Annotated in this window: 17 protein-coding genes; 13 read left to right on the top strand and 4 right to left on the bottom strand. The window is 59.2% G+C overall.

The annotated features are described in order from the left end of the window. Positions 1-56: 56 nt before the first annotated feature. From HMPREF2980_RS04595 to secA, 8 genes are all read left to right on the top strand, one after another. Positions 57-455, top strand: coding sequence for a chorismate mutase (locus tag HMPREF2980_RS04595; RefSeq protein WP_070634482.1), 399 nt, complete (start codon positions 57-59; stop codon positions 453-455). 67 nt (positions 456-522) lie between these two features. Next, positions 523-1,827 (top strand): uroporphyrinogen decarboxylase/cobalamine-independent methonine synthase family protein, encoded by a 1,305-nt coding sequence (locus HMPREF2980_RS04600; protein ID WP_070690394.1) that lies wholly within the window; start codon positions 523-525, stop codon positions 1,825-1,827. A 55-nt stretch (positions 1,828-1,882) separates the two neighbouring features. Continuing rightward, on the top strand, positions 1,883-2,584 hold the full coding sequence (mtrA, locus tag HMPREF2980_RS04605; protein WP_012903206.1) for an MtrAB system response regulator MtrA: 702 nt from the start codon (positions 1,883-1,885) through the stop codon (positions 2,582-2,584). Between the two features lie 34 nt (positions 2,585-2,618). Beyond that, the gene (gene mtrB, locus HMPREF2980_RS04610; protein ID WP_070690397.1) at positions 2,619-4,373 is read left to right on the top strand and encodes an MtrAB system histidine kinase MtrB; all 1,755 of its coding nucleotides are present in this window, start codon (positions 2,619-2,621) and stop codon (positions 4,371-4,373) included. A gap of 235 nt (positions 4,374-4,608) precedes the next feature. Beyond that, positions 4,609-6,315 carry an LpqB family beta-propeller domain-containing protein gene (locus HMPREF2980_RS04615; protein WP_070690398.1) on the top strand — a complete coding sequence of 569 codons (1,707 nt, stop codon included), beginning with the start codon at positions 4,609-4,611 and terminating at the stop codon, positions 6,313-6,315. Between the two features lie 40 nt (positions 6,316-6,355). Continuing rightward, a complete protein-coding gene (locus tag HMPREF2980_RS04620) occupies positions 6,356-7,252 on the top strand; it encodes a ComF family protein (RefSeq protein ID WP_246823678.1) in 897 nt (298 codons plus the stop codon). 209 nt (positions 7,253-7,461) lie between these two features. After that, positions 7,462-8,103 (top strand): ribosome hibernation-promoting factor, HPF/YfiA family, encoded by a 642-nt coding sequence (hpf, locus tag HMPREF2980_RS04625; RefSeq protein WP_012903212.1) that lies wholly within the window; start codon positions 7,462-7,464, stop codon positions 8,101-8,103. Between the two features lie 372 nt (positions 8,104-8,475). Beyond that, complete coding sequence (secA, locus tag HMPREF2980_RS04630; RefSeq protein WP_070690404.1) at positions 8,476-11,091, top strand: preprotein translocase subunit SecA; 2,616 nt, start codon at positions 8,476-8,478, stop codon at positions 11,089-11,091. Positions 11,092-11,241: 150 nt separating this feature from the next. Here the strand turns inward: secA and HMPREF2980_RS04635 are convergent, their stop codons facing one another. Both HMPREF2980_RS04635 and HMPREF2980_RS04640 read right to left on the bottom strand, forming a co-directional pair. Next, the gene (locus tag HMPREF2980_RS04635) at positions 11,242-11,892 is read right to left on the bottom strand and encodes an Rv3235 family protein (RefSeq protein WP_070599456.1); all 651 of its coding nucleotides are present in this window, start codon (positions 11,890-11,892) and stop codon (positions 11,242-11,244) included. Between the two features lie 123 nt (positions 11,893-12,015). Continuing rightward, the gene (locus HMPREF2980_RS04640; protein ID WP_083313512.1) at positions 12,016-13,023 is read right to left on the bottom strand and encodes a LysM peptidoglycan-binding domain-containing protein; all 1,008 of its coding nucleotides are present in this window, start codon (positions 13,021-13,023) and stop codon (positions 12,016-12,018) included. Positions 13,024-13,232: 209 nt separating this feature from the next. Here HMPREF2980_RS04640 and HMPREF2980_RS04645 point away from each other — a divergent pair, with 209 nt between their 5' ends. Continuing rightward, positions 13,233-13,886: a histidine kinase gene (locus HMPREF2980_RS04645; protein WP_070690412.1), complete on the top strand. Its 654-nt coding sequence runs from the start codon at positions 13,233-13,235 to the stop codon at positions 13,884-13,886. A 192-nt stretch (positions 13,887-14,078) separates the two neighbouring features. Here the strand turns inward: HMPREF2980_RS04645 and HMPREF2980_RS04650 are convergent, their stop codons facing one another. Beyond that, a complete protein-coding gene (locus HMPREF2980_RS04650) occupies positions 14,079-14,312 on the bottom strand; it encodes a helix-turn-helix domain-containing protein (RefSeq protein WP_044150292.1) in 234 nt (77 codons plus the stop codon). Between the two features lie 363 nt (positions 14,313-14,675). Between HMPREF2980_RS04650 and HMPREF2980_RS04655 the strand changes: the two genes are divergently transcribed. From HMPREF2980_RS04655 to HMPREF2980_RS04665, 3 genes are all read left to right on the top strand, one after another. Further along, a complete protein-coding gene (locus tag HMPREF2980_RS04655; protein ID WP_049356534.1) occupies positions 14,676-15,368 on the top strand; it encodes an SAF domain-containing protein in 693 nt (230 codons plus the stop codon). Continuing rightward, on the top strand, positions 15,365-17,056 hold the full coding sequence (locus HMPREF2980_RS09705) for a CpaE/TadZ family protein (RefSeq protein WP_070690413.1): 1,692 nt from the start codon (positions 15,365-15,367) through the stop codon (positions 17,054-17,056). The genes HMPREF2980_RS04655 and HMPREF2980_RS09705 overlap by 4 nt, the downstream gene beginning before the upstream one ends. A 396-nt stretch (positions 17,057-17,452) precedes the next feature. Continuing rightward, complete coding sequence (locus HMPREF2980_RS04665) at positions 17,453-19,027, top strand: sensor histidine kinase (RefSeq protein ID WP_044145786.1); 1,575 nt, start codon at positions 17,453-17,455, stop codon at positions 19,025-19,027. Between the two features lie 155 nt (positions 19,028-19,182). Here the strand turns inward: HMPREF2980_RS04665 and HMPREF2980_RS04670 are convergent, their stop codons facing one another. Next, the gene (locus HMPREF2980_RS04670) at positions 19,183-19,431 is read right to left on the bottom strand and encodes a WhiB family transcriptional regulator (RefSeq protein WP_005505386.1); all 249 of its coding nucleotides are present in this window, start codon (positions 19,429-19,431) and stop codon (positions 19,183-19,185) included. Positions 19,432-19,915: 484 nt separating this feature from the next. Between HMPREF2980_RS04670 and HMPREF2980_RS04675 the strand changes: the two genes are divergently transcribed. Then, positions 19,916-20,356, top strand: a complete 441-nt coding sequence (locus tag HMPREF2980_RS04675) for an alpha-N-acetylglucosamine transferase (RefSeq protein WP_049342194.1) — start codon at positions 19,916-19,918, stop codon at positions 20,354-20,356. Positions 20,357-20,387: the final 31 nt, after the last annotated feature.

The following is a 20,387-nucleotide window of genomic DNA, read 5'->3' on the forward strand; positions in this document are numbered from 1 at the left end:
CAACCACACCGCAACCGCATCGCATAGAAGACCACAAACGATCTGAGGAGAAACCGATGACCGCCGAGAACACGTCCTGCGAATTTGACCCCCACGCCACCTCCATGGGCGATGAAGTCGCACCGGAAGTCTACGAAGAGCTCTTCGCCATGCGCCGCTCCATCGACAACTTTGACGCAGCGCTGGTGCACATCCTCGCGGAGCGTTTTCAGGCAACTAAGCGCGTGGGCATCCTGAAGGCTAAGCACAACCTGCCCGCCGGCGACCCCGGTCGTGAAGAGGCACAGATCGCTCGCCTGCGTGCCATGGCAAAGGAATCCAGCTTGGACCCGGAGTTCGCGGAGAAGTTCCTGAACTTCATTATTTCTGAGGTGATTCGCCACCACGTGCGCATCGCAAACGAGCAGGCTGAGCAGGATGGCGAGGCAACTGAAGCTGAGAAGTCCGAAGGCTAGTACCGCGCTACTTTCGCATCATTGCGTTTGAATCTGTACGTCATCTGATTCCTCTGGATAAACCCCTATGCCCGCTCATTCTTCCAACCGCCAGAATGCCCGCACCGAGCCGGTGCCGGAGCGCCTGCTACTGCCCGGTGAGTACCGCGCCCCCGAAGGCGACGAACTGACCGAGCAGGACCTTGCCGCGCTCGCTACTGAGCGTCCGCTGGTGCGCGCTAGCGGTCGGGGTGATTTTCCCGGCGATGATTTGGCTGAGGCGATGTCCCGTGTAGAAGGCGAGCTGGGCGCACCGCATCTGCCGTTCCTGCCGCATCTGCCTGCGCTGGGTTGGCGGGCTAGCCCGCTGGCACGCACCCTGGCGGTGTGCGAGGGACTTGCCTTTGACGGTGTCTCGTTTGGCTGGCGCATGGTGCATAGCGGCGGCAGGGGAGCGCGCGAGTCTGCCCTGGCGCAGGATCGTCTGCTCTCGGATATCAACCTTCTGGCTGATCGCGTGGGTGCGCAGAAAAAGCGTTTTGGCTCCGGACAGGACACCGCCCCGGTGTATAAGATTCAGCTGGTTGGCCCGTTGACCCTTGCCGCAAGCATCTACCTGCCCGGCGGTGAGCGTGCTATCAGCGATACAGGGGCGAGCCGTGATCTGCTGGAGTCGTTCCTGGAGGGGCTGGAGCGCTGGGTGGAGTCTCTGCGTGAGGCTTTGCAGGCTCCGCGGGCGCTGATTGCCGTGCAGCTGGATGAGTCGGAGTTTCAACGTCTGCTGGAGGGCTCTATCCCTACGGTGAGTGGCTTCCGTTCGGTGCCTTCGCTGCAACCTCACTACTATCAGCAGGTGTACCGCCGTGTGGCGGAGCGCTTCGCGGAGCTGAACCTGCAGCTCATCCTTGATGTGGATGGCACCGCGCTCAAGCCGGTGCAGGAGCTGAAGCTGCTCAGCCAGTCCCGCCCCGCCCTTGATGCTTTGGCGCTGGTGAAGGCTATGCAGGTCGAGGGTGCCGCTCCCTGTGCTTTGCTGTTGCATCCTGACCGTGCCCGGTTGAAGGGTCCGGGCATGCTGCAGGTTCCTCCGCTGAGCGATCCTCGTTCCTGGGAACCTGTGGCGCAGCTTTTGGAGGCTCAGGCTCAGCTGTGGCTGCCGGTGGTGACTTCTGCACGGGTTCCTGATCAGGTGCGCCGTCTGTACAGCCTGTGGCGTGAGGTTGGTCTTGAATCTGCTCAGCTGAGCGCGGTGGGTTTGATGCCTGATGAGCGTATTCAGGGCGGTTCCGCGTCTGCTGGGGCGGCTTCGGGTACGGTGAGTGTGCTGGATGCCACGGCTTCGCTGGCTCGTGTGACAGAGTGTGCCCGTGCATTGGCTGAGTGCGCGGTATGATTAGATAATCAGCATTTTTATGTAAGTATTTACGACAATTCTTTAGGGAGGTACTGTGAGCGCAAGCGATGCACACACCATTTTGGTGGTTGATGACGATGATGCTCTGGCGGAAATGATTGGCCTCGTGCTCGCGCAAGAGGGCTTTAACGCTGTTTTCTGTGAAAATGGTGCACGCGCTTTTGAAACTTTTATGCGTTCCACTCCCGATTTGGTGCTTTTGGATTTGATGCTTCCTGGCATGAACGGTATTGAAGTGTGCCAGCAAATTCGCCGCTCTTCTAATGTGCCGATTATTATGTTGACCGCTAAAAGCGACACTGAAGATGTTGTTAAGGGTCTTGAGGCTGGTGCTGATGATTACATTGCGAAGCCTTTTAAGCACGCTGAATTGTTGGCGCGTATTCGTACTCGTTTGCGTCCGCGCGAGAGCCGCCAGCTGGTGGTGTCCATTGGCGATATTGTCATGGATATGGACGGTCGTACCGTCAAGTACCACAGCACTGAGGTTCCGATGACTCCTCTGGAGTTTGACCTGCTGGCTGCGCTGGTGCGCCACCCGGGTCAGGCGTTGAGCCGTCAGGAACTGCTGGATATGGTCTGGGGTTACACTGATGTGAGCGATTCGCTGGTAAACGTGCACGTCCAGCGTTTGCGCGCTAAGTTTGATGAGCTGGGTGCGGATCGTTTTATTCAGACGGTTCGTGGCGTTGGCTATAAGATTCCGACCGAGCTGGTGGGATCTTCCGGTAGCTAATCGGAACCTATTCATAGGCGAAGGGATAACCTGATTGTCTGTTGCGAAGTCGAGCCATGAGCACGGCGCTTTGACGGCGGAGGCGGTAGCCTCCGCCTCTTCGCGTACCCGCACTTCCAAGCCGCGTAAGGCGAAAAAGCAGAGTAGTAGGAGCCTGATGCAGCGCGCTCAGCGTCTATGGAAGGAATCTCTGCAGTTCCGTGCTTTGGGCACTGCGGGCATCATGATGTTCCTGAGCTTCTTGATGGTGGGTTGGTCCTTGTCGAGCCAGATTGCGACGAGTCTTTTTGAAAATCAGAAGGGTCAGGCGCTGGCGGAATCGGAGAGTGGTTTCCGTAACGTTCAGAGCGTGCTGGACTCCTCTGAGGCCCGTAGTGACAGCGAAATTCGCCGTAATGTGAGCCGTACCCTGACCGTGCTGGATGCGGGTAGCTCGGGTAAGCGCAATTGGATTCTTGTGCCTTTGGAAGGTCAAGGTAAGCAGGGTTTTATTCCTGAGCAGAGCAGTAATAATTCTTTGAATTCTTCGAGTATTCCGAATGATTTCAAACAAACTGTTCGCGATAAAGAGGGTATTTTCTGGCAGACGTCTACGGTGACTACTGTCGAAAATAATCGTGAGCGTACCTATCCGGTGCTTATTGTTGGTACACATATTTCTATTGCACAGAACCCTAATTACGGTTTGTTCCTTGTGTACGATATGACGGATTCTTCCGCCACGATTGCGCATATTAACTTTGTTCTTTTTGGTGGTTTCTGTGCACTGCTTACTGTGGTGCTTTCTGTGGTGTGGATTGTGACTCGTTTTGTGGTCCGCCCGATTACGCAGACCGCTATTACGGCGGAGAAGCTGGCTGCTGGCGACCTGGATCAGCGTGTGTCTGTACACGGTGAGCATCAGGCGGCGCGTCTGGGCTATTCCTTCAACCTGATGGCTGACTCGCTGCAGGAGAAAATTGTTCAGCTGGAGCGCCTGTCGACTCTGCAGCAGCGATTCGTTTCTGACGTTTCGCACGAGTTGCGTACCCCGTTGTCGACGGTTCGTTTGGGTACTGAGCTTCTGTACGATACGCGTGACGAGATGGAACGCACGCAGAGCCGCACCGTGGAGCTTCTGCACGATCAGGTGGATCGTTTCCAGTCGATGCTTTCTGACCTGCTGGAGATTTCTCGTTTCGATGCCGGTAGCGCAATGCTGACCATCGACACTGAAGACTTCATGCGTGTGCTGTCGAATATTCTGCAGGAGGCTCTGCCGCACCTGGAGCGCACGAATACTAAGCTGAACGTGCATACGAGCCATGAGAGCATCATGGTTGATATGGACCGCGTGCGTATTGAGCGTGTGCTCCGTAACCTGCTGTACAACGCGATTGAGCACGGCGAGTCCCGCCCGATTGACGTGTACGTGGGTGCGAATGCCACGAACCTGGGTGTTGCGGTGCGTGACCACGGTATCGGTCTGTCTGAGGATGAGGCTGTTCAGGTGTTCAACCGTTTCTGGCGTGCTGATACTTCACGTAAGCGCACCCTGGGCGGTACGGGTCTGGGGCTGTCGATTGCTGCCGAGGATGTGCGTCTGCACGGCGGCACGATTGAGGCGTGGGGCGAGAAGGGCCGCGGTGCCTGCTTCACGATAAACCTGCCGCTAATTCACGGTGCGCCTTTGGGCGAGTCGCCGGTTTTGGTGACGGGTGAGCCTGAGGTGAGTGCGCATCGTTCGGCGACCGCGAAGGATACGCTGCCCAATATTGCTCCTCGAGCGAACCTTGAGGGCGAGCTCTAAGGGGTTCAAACGGGGAGAGGCTTTAGGCTTCTGTCATATATCGGTGCGTTGGTGTTGCTCGGCTGTATTTACGCTTATCCTTGCGTATTTGCACTGTTCACCCAGTACAATCAATGCAGATATGTTTTCACGGTGTTGCTATTTCGCTGTGGTCATCTTTTCACCGTGTTGCGATGGCCTGCAACGGTAGTTGGCGATTGTTTGTCTTTGTTCGTAGAGGAAGGTTAAGACCTCCATGGCTCACAGGGCTATTGTTTCTCGACGCGCCGCGCTGTCTTGGGGCGCGGTGTCTTTGGCGACGCTCGTGAGCTCTTGCGCGGGTCTTCCTTCGAACGATCGAGTGACTCAGCACAGCAGCGGTCTGGACGTGAAGAGCGTTAATACTTCTCCGGCGCGTGCGCCGGGACCGCTGGCGGGTGCTACCCCCGAGGCGATTATTGAGGGCTTCGTGCGTGCTGGTGTGGATAGCATTGAGAATTATGCTGTGGCGCGCCAGTATTTGAGTTCTTCTTTTGCGCGCCGTTGGAATCCTATGGGTACGACTCGCGTGTACCGTAATACGGTGCAGCCTCGCAGTGACGATAGTGGAGCTGCCAAGGGTACCTACCATGTGCGTTTCCAGCAGACGGCGACTGTGAATAGTCAGGGTATTACGAGCACCTTCCCGGAGGCTCAGACTGAAACTCAGGACTTCACCATGGTTATGGAAGATAACCAGTGGCGTATTAGCTCCTGCCCGGATGGTCTGTGGCTGGATGGTGCCGAGTTTGAGCGCGTGTTTAGCCCGTGCCGCCTGTACTTCTATGATCGTGCGTTCCGTTATGCTGTGCCGGATATTCGTTGGTTCCCGCATACGGACCGCTATTTTGAGTTGCTGGTGCGTACGCTGATGGCTGGCCCGGCCTCCTACCTGAAGGATGTTGCGTTCTCGGCGTTGAACGAGTCGATGAGCCTTGAGACGGCGACCATGAGCGATAACCAGGATGTGCTGGTTCGTCTTTCGGGTGAGCACCTGGACGATAACCGTTTGGCGCGTGTGCGTGAGCAGATTATGCACGGTTTGGAGAACTTCTCCGGTCTGGGTAAGACCGAGGTGTTCTACAACGGTACTTTGATTCCTGAGAATGCACCGAGCGGCTTTTCTGCGGTGAAGCTGAACCCGGGTGTTCCTGCCCGCACGGTTGCTATTAATTCGAACGGCCAGATGGTGGCGCGTGATGACTACATGAGCAACGCGGGCGAGCAGCTGCTTCTGCGTGGCGTGAGCCAGTTGAGCTCCCCGGCGATGGGTTACACTGCGGATGTTTATGCATGCTTGGCGAATGATGCCGCGAGCCTGTACACGGTGTATCAGGGTACTGCCCGCCGCGTGTGGCAGAGTACCGCTCTGACTGCTCCGAGCTTTGATGCGTACGGTTGGGTGTGGGCTGCCGATGGTACGGGCGTTGTGCGTGCGTTCAAGCCGGACTCTGAGGACGCGAATGAGCGCGAGCGCGGCGTGGATATTGGTCTGTCGTGGCAGCGTAATTTGAGCTTTACGAGCGTGAACGTCTCTCACGATGGTGCGCGCATGGCGATTGTGGCGTCAACTGAGGGTGCGTCGGCTGTGATTATTTCCGGTATTGTGCGTGATGATGCCGGCAAGCCTCTGCGCCTGACGGAGATGGTTCGTCTGAGCTCTTCGGTGACTCCGCGTAATGCCCGTTGGGCTGGCGACCAGAGCGTCGTGGTGGTGAACGTGAAGAACGGTGAGTCTGAGGTGATTTCCCTCAGCGGTGAAGAGACGAAGCTGGACCGTCTGGATGGCGTGATGACCATTTCGACGGCGGATAATACGTCGAACATTATTGCCCACCGTTCTGACGGTTCGTGCTACCTGATGGAGGAGCGCGGCTGGATCCGTCTGGATACGACTCTGCACGAGATTAGTTACGCCGGTTAGCCTCGGGCACCGGGTATAGCGCGCGGAAAGGTTGCTTTCGGTGAGTTCAGAACAGCGTGGTTTGAACGAGCCCGTGAACGGGTCCCTGAGCAAGTCTCTGACCGGGCTTGCGGGTGCTCTCAAGAGCGCCGGCGGGTCTTTGGGTGAGGTTCTGATGCCGCGTACCTGCCCGTGCTGTGCGGTGCCGGTTGCCTATGGTGCAGGTTCGCCGCTGTGCGAGGCGTGTCTGCCGCAGCTGCATTCGGCGTTGGCTCGTGTGGAACAAGTACAGGTTCTGCAGCCTCTGTCTTCTGGCGACTGCGCTACTGGCGGAGGTGCCCCTGAGGTGCGTGCGGCATCCCGTTATGAGGGAATCATGCCGCGTGCGCTGTTGGCGTTGAAGAATGCCGGCCGCACCGATTTGTTGCCACTGCTGGGCGAGGGCTTGGCGCGTAGCGTGTATGAGCTTCTGCGCGCTCGCCGGGCTGAGATTCAGCACGGTTCTTCTGCGCCGGTTGAGGTTTTGCTGATTCCGGCACCGTCGTCTGCGCAGAGTGTGCGCCGCCGCGGCTATGCGCCGGCAAATCTTTTGGTGCAGGAGGCGGTGCGCCAGCTCAACCGGCGTTTGCCCGCCTCGGTGCGGGTGCGCGCTGTGGACGTTATCGGGTACGCTCCTCGCAGGCGGCGGGGGAGCGGCGCCTCCATTATTTCTGATGCAATTTCCGGTGCGCAGAACGAGCAGAAGGGCCTGGGCGCTGTGGGTCGTGCCGAACGGATGCACGGTGCCTTGCGCGTCATGGAGCCTGCCCTGTGCGCGGGTCGGGTGAGCATTATCTGTGATGACGTGGTGACTACCGGTGCGACTGCCTCCGAGATGGTGCGTGTGCTGCAGGAATCGGGTTCGCGGGTGCTGGGCGTGTGCGCTGTGGCGGCGGTGCCGAAAAAAGCTCAGATATAGCGTTTCCTGTAGTTAGTTGCAAGAGATACACGATTTTTAGCTGTTAAAGTTCACAGACCGACGAATAGCTATTATTTGGGCTAAATATTTGTCATATCTAGTGATATAAACCATGTTTCGTACTAAAATAAATACAAGGGAACGGCATTGGAGTCGAACCCCCGTACCGGGTCCAACCGGACGCGGTATAAGCCCCCAACCTGGAGGGAATGATCGTGGAAGTCAACATCTACGGCCGCAATATCAAGGTCACCGAACGCCTGGAAGAATACGTGAACGACAAGGTTCAGAAGTTCGCGCAGCTCGGCGATAACGTGAAGGACATCGACGTCAAGTTCAGCAAGGACGGTCACCTGGGTGGCGAGTCCATCCGCGTTGAGATTACCGTTGTTGGTACCGGCCCTGTCCTCCGTTCCGAAGCCCAGGGTCACGACAAGTTCGCGGTCTTCGATGAAACCTACGGCAAGCTCCTGGAGCGTCTGCGCCGTGCACGTGACCGCCGCAAGCTGCACAAGCGCGGTGGCAAGCACCCCGTCTCCGTGGCGGACGCTACCGGCTCGATTCCCGTGGTTACCGAAGCAATTACCGAGATTCTGCTGCCGGATGTTCCGGTTGAAGAAGCAGCATTCGATAACAGCGAGGTCACCCTCGCCGACGAAGCCGCATCTCCCATCGAGATTCGCCACAAGAGCTTCAAGGGTGAGCGTCTGACTCCCGCAGAAGCTGTTGACCGTATGGAACTGGTCGGTCACGACTTCTACCTGTACATTGACAGCGAGACCGGCGCACCGGCTGCGGCATACCGCCGTAAGGGCTGGAGCTACGGCATCATTACTCTGGATAACGAGTAAAACCCAACGTACCTGCTGGTAGCTGAAGCGGCATGCCCAGCGAGCAGGCTAAAGACCCGGGCGGTCTGGAAACACGCACTGTGAATCTCCAGGCCCCCGGGTTTTTCTCTGCCTTCTACAGCTGAGGTTCTCGACTCGGATTCTCAGCGCGGGGATGCGCCCGCCCCCGGAACCCGGTGCTCCCTCCACCTCAGCCAGAGGATGAACGACGCGCAACGTCACCAAATGTCACCTCGTGGGCGTACAGCGTAAAAAATAGCTCGGACGGGCGAATTAGGCGGCTCTGCCATACAATATGTAGGAAGGCCTCACCGCGCGCACTCTCGCGCGCCCTTGGTGAGGGTACCGAAACAAGCAAGGAGTAGAAGCTCAGTGGCATCTTTCTTGGAGAAAATCCTCCGAACCGGCGATAAGAGGGTTCTGCGACAGCTCGAAGCGTACACCAAGGCGGTGAACTCGCTCGAGGACAGCTTCGCATCTATGACCGATGAGGAACTGCGAGCAGAGACCGACAAGTTCCGCGAGCGCGTCAAGGACGGCGAATCCCTCGACATTATGCTGCCGGAGGCCTTTGCGGTGGTCCGTGAAGCATCCAAGCGCACCCTGGGCAAGCGCCACTACGACGTGCAGCTTATGGGTGGTGCAGCGCTGCACCTGGGCAACATTGCCGAAATGAAGACCGGTGAGGGTAAGACCCTCGTTGCGACCCTGCCCGCGTACCTGAACGCGCTGAGCGGCAAGGGCGTGCACATTGTGACCGTGAACGACTACCTGGCTGAGTACCAGGCGAACCTCATGGGTCGTGTGTTCCGTTTCCTCGGCATGGAGTGCGGCGTGATTCTCTCCTCCATGGAACCTGATGAGCGTCGTAAGCAGTACGCCGCAGACATCACCTACGGTACGAACAACGAGTTCGGCTTCGATTACCTGCGCGACAACATGGCGTGGACCGTGGAGGAGCAGGTTCAGCGCGGCCACAACTTCGCCATTATTGATGAGGTGGACTCCATCCTGATCGATGAGGCGCGTACCCCTCTGATCATTTCCGGCCCCGCAGCCGGTGAGGCGAACCGCTGGTACGCAGAGTTCGCGCGCATTGCCGCGACCCTGCTCAAGCGCGGTGAAGACTACGAAGTAGACGAGAAGAAGCGCACCGTCGGCATCCTCGAATCCGGCATTGACAAGGTGGAAGACCACCTGGGTGTGAAGAACCTCTACGAATCCAAGAACACCCCGCTCATTGGCTTCCTGAACAACTCCATTAAGGCGAAGGAGCTGTTCACCAACAACAAGGACTACGTGGTCATCGACGGCGAGGTCCTGATTGTTGACGAGCACACCGGTCGTATTCTGCCGGGCCGCCGCTACAACGACGGCATCCACCAGGCGATTGAGGCGAAGGAAGGCGTCGAAATCAAGCCTGAGAACCAGACCATGGCGACTGTGACCCTGCAGAACTACTTCCGCATGTACGACAAGCTGTCCGGTATGACCGGTACCGCGGAAACCGAAGCGGCAGAGTTCATGAACACCTACGAGCTCGGCGTGGTGCCCATCCCCACCAACAAGGGTGTGCAGCGCATCGACAACCCCGATAAGGTGTACCGCGACGAAATCGCCAAGTTCAAGGCGGTCGTCAAGGACATTAAGGAACGCCACGAAAAGGGCCAGCCGATCCTGGTGGGTACCGCAAGCGTGGAGAACTCCGAATACCTTTCTCGCCAGCTGGCGAAGGCAGGCGTGCGCCACGAGGTGCTGAACGCAAAGAACAACGAGCGTGAGGCTGCTATTGTTGCGCAGGCGGGCCGTAAGGGTGCCGTCACCGTGGCAACCAACATGGCTGGTCGCGGTACCGACATCATGCTCGGCGGTAACCCCGAATTTGAGGCCGTCGAGAAGATGCGTGAGCTCGGCCTGGACCCGAACACCAACTCCGAAGAGTACGAGGCACGCTGGCCCGAGGTTCTGAAGGCCTGCGAAGACGCCGCTAAAGAAGAGCATGATGAAGTCACCAAGCTCGGTGGCCTGTACGTGCTCGGCACTGAGCGTCACGAGTCCCGCCGTATCGACAACCAGCTGCGCGGTCGTTCCGGCCGCCAGGGTGACCCGGGCGAGTCCCGCTTCTACCTGTCGCTGACCGACGAACTGATGCGCCTGTTCAACACCGGCATGGCGACCCGCCTCATGGCGGCAGCCCCCGAGGACTCCGCACTGGACTCCAAGATCGTTAGCCGCGCTATCGCTACCGCACAGGCAAACGTTGAGGGCCGTAACGCTGAGCAGCGTAAGAACGTGCTCAAGTATGACGACGTGCTCAACCGCCAGCGTGAAGCGATTTACAAGGACCGCGGTCGCATCCTGCACGGTGACGACCTGAAGGAACAGATTTCCGGCTTCGTGGACGAGGTGCTGACCACCATCATTGACGCCCGCGTCTCTGAAGGCCACGCCGAGGACTGGGACTTCGACGAGCTCTGGAGCGCCCTCAAGCAGGTGTACCCCATCTCCATCACCGTGGACGACCTGGCAGAGGACGCCGGCGACCGCACCAAGATCACTCGCGACCAGATCGTGAAGGAAGTTTTGGCGGACGCACACCTCATCTACGAGGAGCGTGAAAAGAGCGTCGGCGAAGAGAGCATGCGCGAAATTGAACGCCGCGTCATGCTGTCCGTCATTGGTGAGCGCTGGCCCGAGCACCTGTACGAGATGGAATACCTCAAGGAAGGTATCGGTCTGCGTGCAATGGCTCAGCGTGACCCGCTGGTCGAGTACCAGCGTGAAGGCTACGACATGTACCAGTCGATGCTCGGTGCGGTCCGTGAAGAGACCGTGACCTACCTGTTCAACCTGGACCTGTCCAAGCAGCGTACTCAGGCTTCTGCCGTGCGCCTGGCTGAGCCTTCGCGCCCGAAGTTCCTGCAGTACTCCGCCCCCGATGAGGACGGTCACGAGCAGGTTCACGTGGAACGCTCGAAGGACAAGTAGCCTCAGCGTAAAAGCTGACGCACCGCAAAGCGTAAAAAGAGCATAAAGCACAACAGAGAGGGTGCGAATCCAAGACCGGATTCGCACCCTCTCTGCGTGTCTGTGGGTTTGTGCTCTGCGGGCGATTTATTCAGCAGGCGATGAGGAAACCTAGTCTTCGTCAACCCGGCTCTGCGGTTGCTCAATCGCGGTAATCAGCCACATGCCGTGAATCAGGCGCATCTGCATGGTCACCACACGCACCCTATCCGCGCAACGTAGCAGTGCCACCACCTCGTAGAGCTCATCGTGCACCTTCTGCGCTCGCACCCGCAGCAGAACCGGCGGGAGAGTCAACAGCATCTCCTGGCGCACCTGGCGCGGGTTCTTCGGGAAGAACGGCAGCAGACGGTGGAAACAATCGGCAGACACCCACTGCGCCAACTGCTGACGCGAACGACGAGCCGACATAATCTCCAGGTACGCAATCGCCACACCCGCGCAACGGCCCTCCAACTGGCGAGCTAGTGCATCCGCCGGACGCAACGGGCGGCCCTTCTTCATCACCTGCGGACGCTGCGCCGAATGCTGCTCGTAACGCGGCAGCGGCAACAGCGAGTAAACCGACGGGCTATTACGCTTCTGCACCAGAGCCATCGTGCCCTGACCCTGCTCGGGGAGAGGCTCCGCTTGCTGCGGAATGACCGGCTGCTGAACCACAGACTGAGCGGACGGGCGACTCTTCGAATACGGGCTGACAGGCTGTGCAGGCTGATGCGGCGGGGTCCACGGGGCGCGGGGGAGAAGATGGGAGAAGCTCATGACGGCTCCTTTCGGTGCGAGGGTTTCGGCGCAGAGGCTTTCGGTGCAGGGATATGTGAGGTGAGCTGAGCGAACGAAAGACTGTTAGGATGAGGTGGAATGGGGTGGAAGACGCGGGTGAGGTTAGTGAACGGGCTGTTCGGGAATCTGCAGAACCTGCCCCTCGTAGAGCAGTTCGGCGTTCTGACCCAGAGCGTCCTTATTCGCCTCGTAAATATCGAGAGTGTAGTCGTAAATGGTGGAGGCGTCGGTGCCTTCACCCAGTTGCTCGGCGGCAATAGACCAGAGCGTATCGCCCGCCTGGACCGTGTAGGAGTAGGTGCCCGCCTCAGCGCGGGGTGGGGAGAAGAACGGGCTGCGATCCTGCAACGAGCCTGACGCCTCCGTGGGCTGAGGAGCCAGCGGAATATCGGGAATCTCTGCAGAGAGGGTCAGGGGAGCGGAGGCGGCTTCCGGGGTGATGCTGTCCGTGGTGGTACTGGCGGGCTCCGCATCTGAGACGGTGGCTGGGCTGGCCTCTGCAGTCGCGGTACCCATTGAATCTGTGGTTATGACCGCCGAAATGGTCGTTTGCGGCATGCCCTCCGTGCCGTTTACCCCGGCGTTGCTGGGCGTAACCACCGTAGCCTGCGCGGGAGCCAAGACCGCGCCCACTCCAAGAGCCGTGCCGCCAAGCGTCAGAACGATGCGGCGCATAAAACGCGGACGGAAAAACGCCGGAACCTTCAGCACCGCACGGTCAGTGTTGTGGCTCGAAACGCGCAAAGACCAAGCGTAGAAGAGCGCGTAGATAAAACTGATGAACCACCAGGCGGTAATGAGGGCTGCTACCGCGCCAGCGCAGAGCAGCGAAGCATCAGCCAGCGGGTGTGCCGAGGGGATGCGATGCAGGTTCACGCTCAACGCGCCCAAGACCGCCGCGGAAAGCAGAGGAGGGGCGATGAAGAGCAGCGCGTCCTGGTAGCTTGCCTTAGTGCCGGGCCCGATTGCAGAGCCGCCGCCAGCGGCTACCTCTGCACTGACAGTACGAGGCGCGGCTACGGAGTGTGAGACTGCGGAGTGTGAGGCGAAGGTGGCAGGGCGTGAAGCGAAGGCTGCGGGGGCTGATCCCGGGGTGGAAAATTGGTCCACGATGACCTCCAAATGGTATGTTTGATAGCTTTTGGTGTTGTTTCATTTATACAGGAAGACGTGCCAAAAATGAAGCAAAACGTATCAAAATGCATAAAAAACATATAATTTGGTGGAATTTGCTTCAAAAATTAAGCTCAAGAAGCATCATTCGGCCAGAAAAACGCCCCGGTTCGTATCCGCACCCGCTACTCGGGTAGGGTCATAGTATGAGCATGGAAAAGTTCCTACGAGACATTGAGGCGCGCCTCGCCTCCGAACGTGCCTGGGATATGGAACAGGATGCCCGCCAAGTCGCCCGCGTCCAGTACTCCACCATTACCCTCGACGACCGCCTCCTCGCGCAGGTTGGCGGCCCGATCCGCATCTGCGCCACCGACATGCAAACCTACGAAGGTAAGCTCGAAATGGTCGGCGAAGAATGGGTCAGCATCGAAGCGCGCGGCGAAAACATCATCATCCCCCTGCGCGGAATGCTCTGGTGGGAAGGTGGCATCGCCCCCGGGCGAGCCGATATTCGCCCCGAACGCTACCGCATGAAAATTCAGCTCGCCCTCCGCTCCCTCGCCATGGCACGTGAACCCGTTCGCCTCTCCCTCGAAGGTGGAACCGTCAGCTACGACGGCGTAATCGAGCGAGTCGGTGCAGACTTCCTCGAACTGCGCCTGCTCAATGGCGGCCAGTACCCGCGCATCTACGAACGCGACCAGTACGCGCGTGCAGCCTATGGTGCGCAGGGAGCCTACGGTCAGGCGGGCTATAGTCAGGGTGCCTCCGGCTACTCCCGCGCACCTCGCGGCGCCGGCGTGCGCACCATCCCGCTGGCTCGCGTCAGTGCGGTGATTGCCCGCATCTCGCGCTAAAAAGCGCAGGATAAATAGTGGGTAATGCCAATTGTGGGCACCTTCATAAAATGTGTCTTGACAAGCATAAACACCCGAATAAAGGCGACAATAAATACAAAAAGGTCCGCCCCTCTCCGTTGAAATCTCAACGAGAGGAGCGGACCTTTCTAAAACACTCGAGCGTTACGCCCGTGAGGTGCATGTCGAATGCTACTCAGCCTTAGCCTTTGCAGTGAGCTTGCCGGAAGCAATTGCCTCCAGAGTCTGCTCGTGGCGCTCGGTAATGTACTCTTCGAAACGAGAGCGTTCAATACGCCACTGGTTACGCCCACCAATCTGAATGGCGGGAAGTTCGCCGCTACGCACCAGAGCGCGTACCTGCGAAAGCGAAACCTGCAGCTCCTCGGCGACGTCGCTCAGAGTGAGGAAACGAGGTGCAGTCATCGAATTGGATCCTTTCCGTGAGTGAAATCCTGGGCCCCTAGCTACCGTTAGTAGCCTTTCAGATAGAGTTCGTAGTGAACATCTATTGAGTACTTTCAGTATATGCTATCACCGTGAAATTTGCCCGCAAAAAGCCTTATATGAGCTGAAAAGTTATCTAATCACCCCTTCAAAAGGGACGAAACTCAAAAATATTTCATAAACACGACTCTTGTTGAGAGCGAGTACTAAATGAAATATGCTGTTAGGGTTAGCGCCAGAATCCAGTCAAAGCACTAACGAACACACACCACTCGCTCATCGGTCAGTTGAACAACACCCGGAATCACCGCCGGCTTCCGCACCGAAAGGCACAACCACATCATGCGCATACGACAGAACGCGACGAAGCGTTCCACCCTCACCGAGCCCCACGCCAAACGCCTCAAAAGGCCCACCGTCAAGGACTGGCGATTCATTCTCGGTGTGTTGCTCGTGCTCGTCTCCATCACCGGCGTGCAGCTCTACGTGCAGGCGAACAACAGCAAGACCGAGTACTACACCGCCAAAAGCGAGATCCGCCTCGGCGAGAAGATCACCGAAGACAAACTAGCTCGAGTCGAAGCGAACATCGACTCCGCCAAGGACAAGTACTTCACCCGCGCCGATGCCGCCCAGATGAACGGTAAAATCGCGATTCAGCGCATCCCCGCCGGCAACCTCATCAGCAAAGAATCCGTAGGCACCGAAACCTCCCCGGGCCGCCGCCTCGCAACCGTCAGCATTGACCGTGCGGCAGCCTCCGCACTGAAGGCGGGCGAGCGCGTGGACGTGTGGACCTCCGGCCCGCGCAACCCCGACACCAAGAGCGATAACCGCACCGAAAACGGCGCCCGCGCCATCGTCACCAACGCAGAAATCGTCGCCATCACGGTCGACGAGGGCGTGCTCGGCGCCAACGGCAAGGCAACCGTGCAGCTGTGGGTCAAGGAAGAAGCCCTCACCGACCTGGTGAAGGAAAGCAATAGCGACTCCAAGATCAGCCTCATCCCCGGCACCTACGGGGAGGGCCAGTGAATATCCCCGTCATCCTCTACGGCGATGACGGCTCGCTCTTGACCCGCATCGAATCCCAGCGCGGCCGCGTCTCCGTGGCGCGTACCGTGCAGGACTTCAGCGAAGCCGTCGGCATGGCGCACACCGGCATCGCCCGCGTGTTGCTCTGCGCGCACGTGCCCGCCGAAATGAGCGCCTCCACCGTGGATGCGCTCGCCGCCTCCGAAGTGCTCCTGGCGGTTATCGCCCCGGACAACCTGCCCCTGCCCACGCAGGCGCACCGCATCCGCCCCGAAGCTGCCCTCGACGAGATTCTGGGCTCGCTTGAGCAGGCGGTGGATGCGGCGCTCGCCCGACCCGCCGTAGGCTACGGTATGCCCGCCCCGACCCCGAATCATGCGCCCGCGCAGGCGGTGCACCACCCGGAGGCCGCCTACGGTCAGGACGCCGGCTACGGATACGACGCAGGGTACGGCTACGACAGCGCCTACGGTGGCTACGGTTACGATAACGGCGGACACAGCCCGGCTGGGTACGAGTCGGCTGGGTACGGATACGACCCCGCCGCGGGTGCTGCTACAAATGCTGGTGCACACTACGGCGCCGACTACGGAAGCTACGGAATCGACCCCGCAGCCCCCGCCACCCCGGCATCCGGTGCGCATGACCCGGCGGAAGCCTCCTCCGTTATGCCCAGTAACGTTGCGCCCAGCAACGAGGAATCCGTGCTCAGCCAGGCCGCCGCCATCGTCGACTCTTTCGCACCCGGTAGCGACTACGCCCTGCACGTGCAGAACGAGAACAACGACGGCACCCTGCCGCAACACCCCGACATTAACCAGGACCCCGCCGCGCCTTCCCGCTACCAGCCCGGCCACCGCCTCGGCAAAATCGTGACCGTCTGGGGCACTCACGGCGCACCCGGTCGAAGCACCATTGCCTTCAACCTCGCCGCCCTCGCGGCGCAGCAGGGTCAGCAGGTCTGCCTCATCGACGCAGACACCTACGCGCCCAGCCTGGATGCGCTCATGGCGCTCGAGGATACCGGCTCCGGCCTGGCAATTCTCTGCTCGGACGCCGACCGTGCCCAGCTCGACGAGAAGAAAGCCGGCGCCATCATGGAGCGAGTGCCCCTCAAAAACGGCACCTTCGACTTCTTGAGCGGCATCACCTCCTCCTCGCGTTGGCCCGAGGTGCGCGCCCGCGCTTTCGCCGAGGTACTCGAATGGCTCAAGCACCGCTACGACCTGGTCATTTGCGATGTTGCCGCCCCCATTGAGGTCGACGAGGAACTGACCTTTGACGGCCCGGCACCGCGCCGTAACGCCGCGACCCTCACCGCGCTCGCCTGCTCCGACCGCGTGATTGCGCTGGGCGAAGCGGACGTCATCGGCCTGCCGCGCCTGATTAACCTCGCCCGCGAGGTGCAGGCACGCCCGGATCTTTTCGCCCCCGAAACGGATGTGCAGTACTGGCTCAACCGCAGCCGCCGCGAAGCCGCCGGGTTCAATCCCGAGGCGAAGATGCGCGATAACTGGGCGCGCTACCTGTCGGTTCCGCTCGCCGGCGTGATTCCGTACGAACGGAAGGTCATGGACCGTTTGCGCCGCAACGGTGAAGCGCTGCTGGAGGTCGCACCCCGCCACGCGGTCGTGCAGTCCCTGGAGGCTATGCTCGAGGGTATGTACGCGGTACGCCCCGGCGCTTAACTTCAGCCCCGGCGTACAGGTCCGTCAGCTACAACTAATGCCCGCCAGAGGCGGGCGAACGAAACCCCGGCGTATCGGTGTTTTTCTCGGTTTCTTCTAGGAACTGCAGAGCGCCGATATGCCGGGTTTTCTGTGTCTTTACGCCGGGTTTTACGTAGGGTTTTGGGCCGGGGTTTTGAATCGGGGAAGGTGACAATAATGCAGGGCAGTAGCGCGAATATTTCACCTCAAAGTTGAGGGGTTCATCTCATCTCAGGGCGTCATATTTGCGATTAAAAAGCGCGCTCCAAGAAATGCTCTGTAAACTATTCCACGTATTGTCGTTTGAATGGGATTTGCGGCGAACAAACCGTAAAATGGTTGAACACACCCGAACTTAGGGAAGCACACAAACATATGTCTTTTGCAGAAGGAATTATGAGCGCCTGCGACTTCGGTCCCGGCGACACTGAACGCGTTCACCTCATCATGGGCGAATGGCAGGTCATCTCTGACATCGCCCAGAGTGACCTGGTTCTATGGTTCCCCACCGACTACGTTGTTGCCGACGGCAGCTCCCCGGACGCCGTATCCGGTCCCAGCGAAACCAGTACTTTCCGTGCCTTCGCGCACGTGCGCCCCTCCAATGTCCGAACCCTCTTCCACCACGACATCATCGATCACGACATGGAAGACGGAATCCGCGACGAAGCATACCGCGTCTGGATTGACCAGAACATCAGCACCTACACCGACGAAGGAAGCGGTGAGGGTGTTGGTGCCCGCCCGCGCGTACACGTAACCTTCGTGCCTATCGTGCGCAACAACCGCACCATTGCGTTGCTGACCAGCCACAAGATTGCCACACCCAGTGGCTACCCCTCCATCAGCGACGAGGTCTACGAATATACTGCCGACACCATGCTCTCCATGGTGCACTCCGGCTTGTGGCCCGACCCCCTCGCCCAGGGAAATAACACCCAGGGCAACCCCCGCGTGATCGACGGCATTATTGTGCTTGACCCCTCCGGTCGTGTGGTCGTCGCTTCCCCGAACGCGAACTCCATGTACAACCGCATGGGCATGACCGGCTACCTCGAAAAGCAAAACCTTGCCGACGTCACCCGTGCGATGCTTCCTGCCGGTGAACAGGCAGACGAAACCCTGCAGCTGGTCCTTGCCGGTCGTAGCGACCTGCGCACCGAATTGGTTATTGCCCGTGCTCGCGTGACCATGCGATCCATCCCGCTGCTGGTGCAGAGGCGCGCCCGCATCGAGCGTGAGGGCGCCGTGATTCTCTGCCGTGACGTGACCGAGTTGCGCCGCCGCGAACTGGAACTTATGACCAAGGACGCGACTATCCGCGAAATCCACCACCGCGTGAAGAACAACCTGCAGACCGTGTCCGCTCTGCTGCGCCTGCAGTCACGCCGCATGACCACTGACGAGGCGCGTCAGGGCCTGGAGCAGGCGATGCGCCGCGTGGCAACGATTGCTACCGTGCACGAGGCGCTCTCGCAGGGCCTGACCCAGAATGTCGACTTTGACGAGTTGATTGAGCGTCAGTTCCACCTTGCTGCTGAGCTTGCTTCCCCCGGTCAGCACGTGTCCACCAAGCTGATTGGCTCCTTTGGTTCTTTGCCGAGCCAGTTCGCTACCCCTCTGGCGCTGGTCATTAACGAGGTTGTCGCGAACGCCGTGGAGCACGGCCTGGACGGCGAGACCGGCACCGTGACCCTCGAGGGTATTCGCGGCACTAACGATGAGGGTGAGAACATCCTCACAGTCGTGATTACCGATGACGGTAAGGGTATGGGCGATAAGAAGATTGAAGAGTCCGGACCGAACGCCTACCGCCCGGTGACTGGCAAGGAAGGCCTGGGCATGCAGATTGTGCGTACCCTGGTGGCGAGCGAGCTGAACGGCTCGATTCGCTGGGAGGCTAATGAGCCGAAGGGTACCCGCGTGGTCATTACCGCGGTGCTCGTCTAAGCGCCTTCTTGCATGACATGTAGAACTGCCGCCGCTTCCAATCAGGGGAGCGGCGGCAGTTTACTGTCTAGAGAGGTTCTGGATATGGCAAAAGCGTGGTGCAGTGACAATGTCACTGTACCACGCTTTTGATGCCCTATTGAATACTCCGGAAGTTAGGATGCACGGCGGGCACGAGCTGCGCGACGCTTCATCGCACGACGCTCGTCTTCACTGGTGCCACCCCATACGCCGGAGTCCTGGCCGGTCTCGATGGCCCACTTCAGGCAGACGTCTACAACCTCGCAAGAGCGGCAGACAGTCTTGGCCTCTTCAATTTGCAACAGGGCAGGTCCGGTGTTTCCTACGGGGAAGAACAGCTCCGGATCCTTGTCCAAACAAGCTGCACGACTACGCCAATCCACGGTGGACCTCCTTCATGATTTACGGTCTCACGCGGCGGCAAGACACATCTATTTTCCTGTGTGCGTGTCAAATACATCCGCTGACGGGATGCTCACCCAGCGTTAGGGTGAAAATTGACTTATCAACTTTCGCATGTTGGAGCGGATGTGACAAGTACTTTTCTCTAAAAACTTCAGTATTACACTGAGGCATCTATCACTTAGGCAAACCTTTGTCTAATTGAGAGGGTGGGGAATCGCATGCTGACACACATAGTCTGCACCCCGTCTCATGGGCGAGACGTGGGCGGTTGGGTGAGCGGCACCTCAGGCATAATATAAAGCGGTACCTACCCCTGAAATACCGCACCGAAGACGAGGCGGTGAACCCGAGGCGAACCCGAGGCAGGGGAGCACCCACCCGCTAACGCACTAGCGCATCGACCAGCGCATCAGGCCGAATACACCCCGGTCTGCCGCCGACACTACCCCTGAGGAGCCCACCGTGCCGTCACGCCCGTTCAACGTCATCTACGCATTCGCCCTGACCGAAACCTTCGCGGCATACATTCTGATTCGCGGTATCCTCTACCCCTTTATCGTCAGTGGATTGTCCACCGCCCAGGCAATTGTGGGCGGTGTGCTCCAGGTGCTCATTGCCTCGGGCATGACCTACTTCGGTCTACGTTTTTACCGTGGTCGCTTCGGCTCGCGCCTGCCCATGATCCTGATCACCCTCTGCGCCCTGTGGGTTACCGCAAGCACCCTCATCATGAACGTGAGTGCTTACGGCCTGAACATTAGCCAGTCCATCACGATTGCGGGTGTTATTGGCGCGGCGGTTGCCTTCGTCTTCGTGCTCATGCCCAGTAGCCGCCGCTATATTGAGGCGGTCACCGAGGCATCGGGCGAAGAAGCAGAGAAGTACAGCCGCCGACGCCGCTAAACCCCTAGCGCCGCTAACCCCTAGACGGCTT

The organism is Rothia sp. HMSC076D04 (assembly GCF_001814645.1).
Lineage (GTDB): Bacteria > Actinomycetota > Actinomycetes > Actinomycetales > Micrococcaceae > Rothia > Rothia mucilaginosa.

Excerpts from the sequence above, each read along its gene's own strand:
- HMPREF2980_RS04595 (WP_070634482.1), top strand. The coding sequence starts at position 57 with ATGACCGCCGAGAACACGTCCTGCGAATTTGACCCCCACGCCACCTCC.
- HMPREF2980_RS04600 (WP_070690394.1), top strand. The coding sequence starts at position 523 with ATGCCCGCTCATTCTTCCAACCGCCAGAATGCCCGCACCGAGCCGGTG.
- HMPREF2980_RS04615 (WP_070690398.1), top strand. The coding sequence starts at position 4,609 with ATGGCTCACAGGGCTATTGTTTCTCGACGCGCCGCGCTGTCTTGGGGC.
- hpf (WP_012903212.1), top strand. The coding sequence starts at position 7,462 with ATGATCGTGGAAGTCAACATCTACGGCCGCAATATCAAGGTCACCGAA.
- HMPREF2980_RS04635 (WP_070599456.1), bottom strand. The coding sequence starts at position 11,892 with ATGAGCTTCTCCCATCTTCTCCCCCGCGCCCCGTGGACCCCGCCGCAT.
- HMPREF2980_RS04645 (WP_070690412.1), top strand. The coding sequence starts at position 13,233 with ATGAGCATGGAAAAGTTCCTACGAGACATTGAGGCGCGCCTCGCCTCC.
- HMPREF2980_RS04650 (WP_044150292.1), bottom strand. The coding sequence starts at position 14,312 with ATGACTGCACCTCGTTTCCTCACTCTGAGCGACGTCGCCGAGGAGCTG.
- HMPREF2980_RS04655 (WP_049356534.1), top strand. The coding sequence starts at position 14,676 with ATGCGCATACGACAGAACGCGACGAAGCGTTCCACCCTCACCGAGCCC.
- HMPREF2980_RS04665 (WP_044145786.1), top strand. The coding sequence starts at position 17,453 with ATGTCTTTTGCAGAAGGAATTATGAGCGCCTGCGACTTCGGTCCCGGC.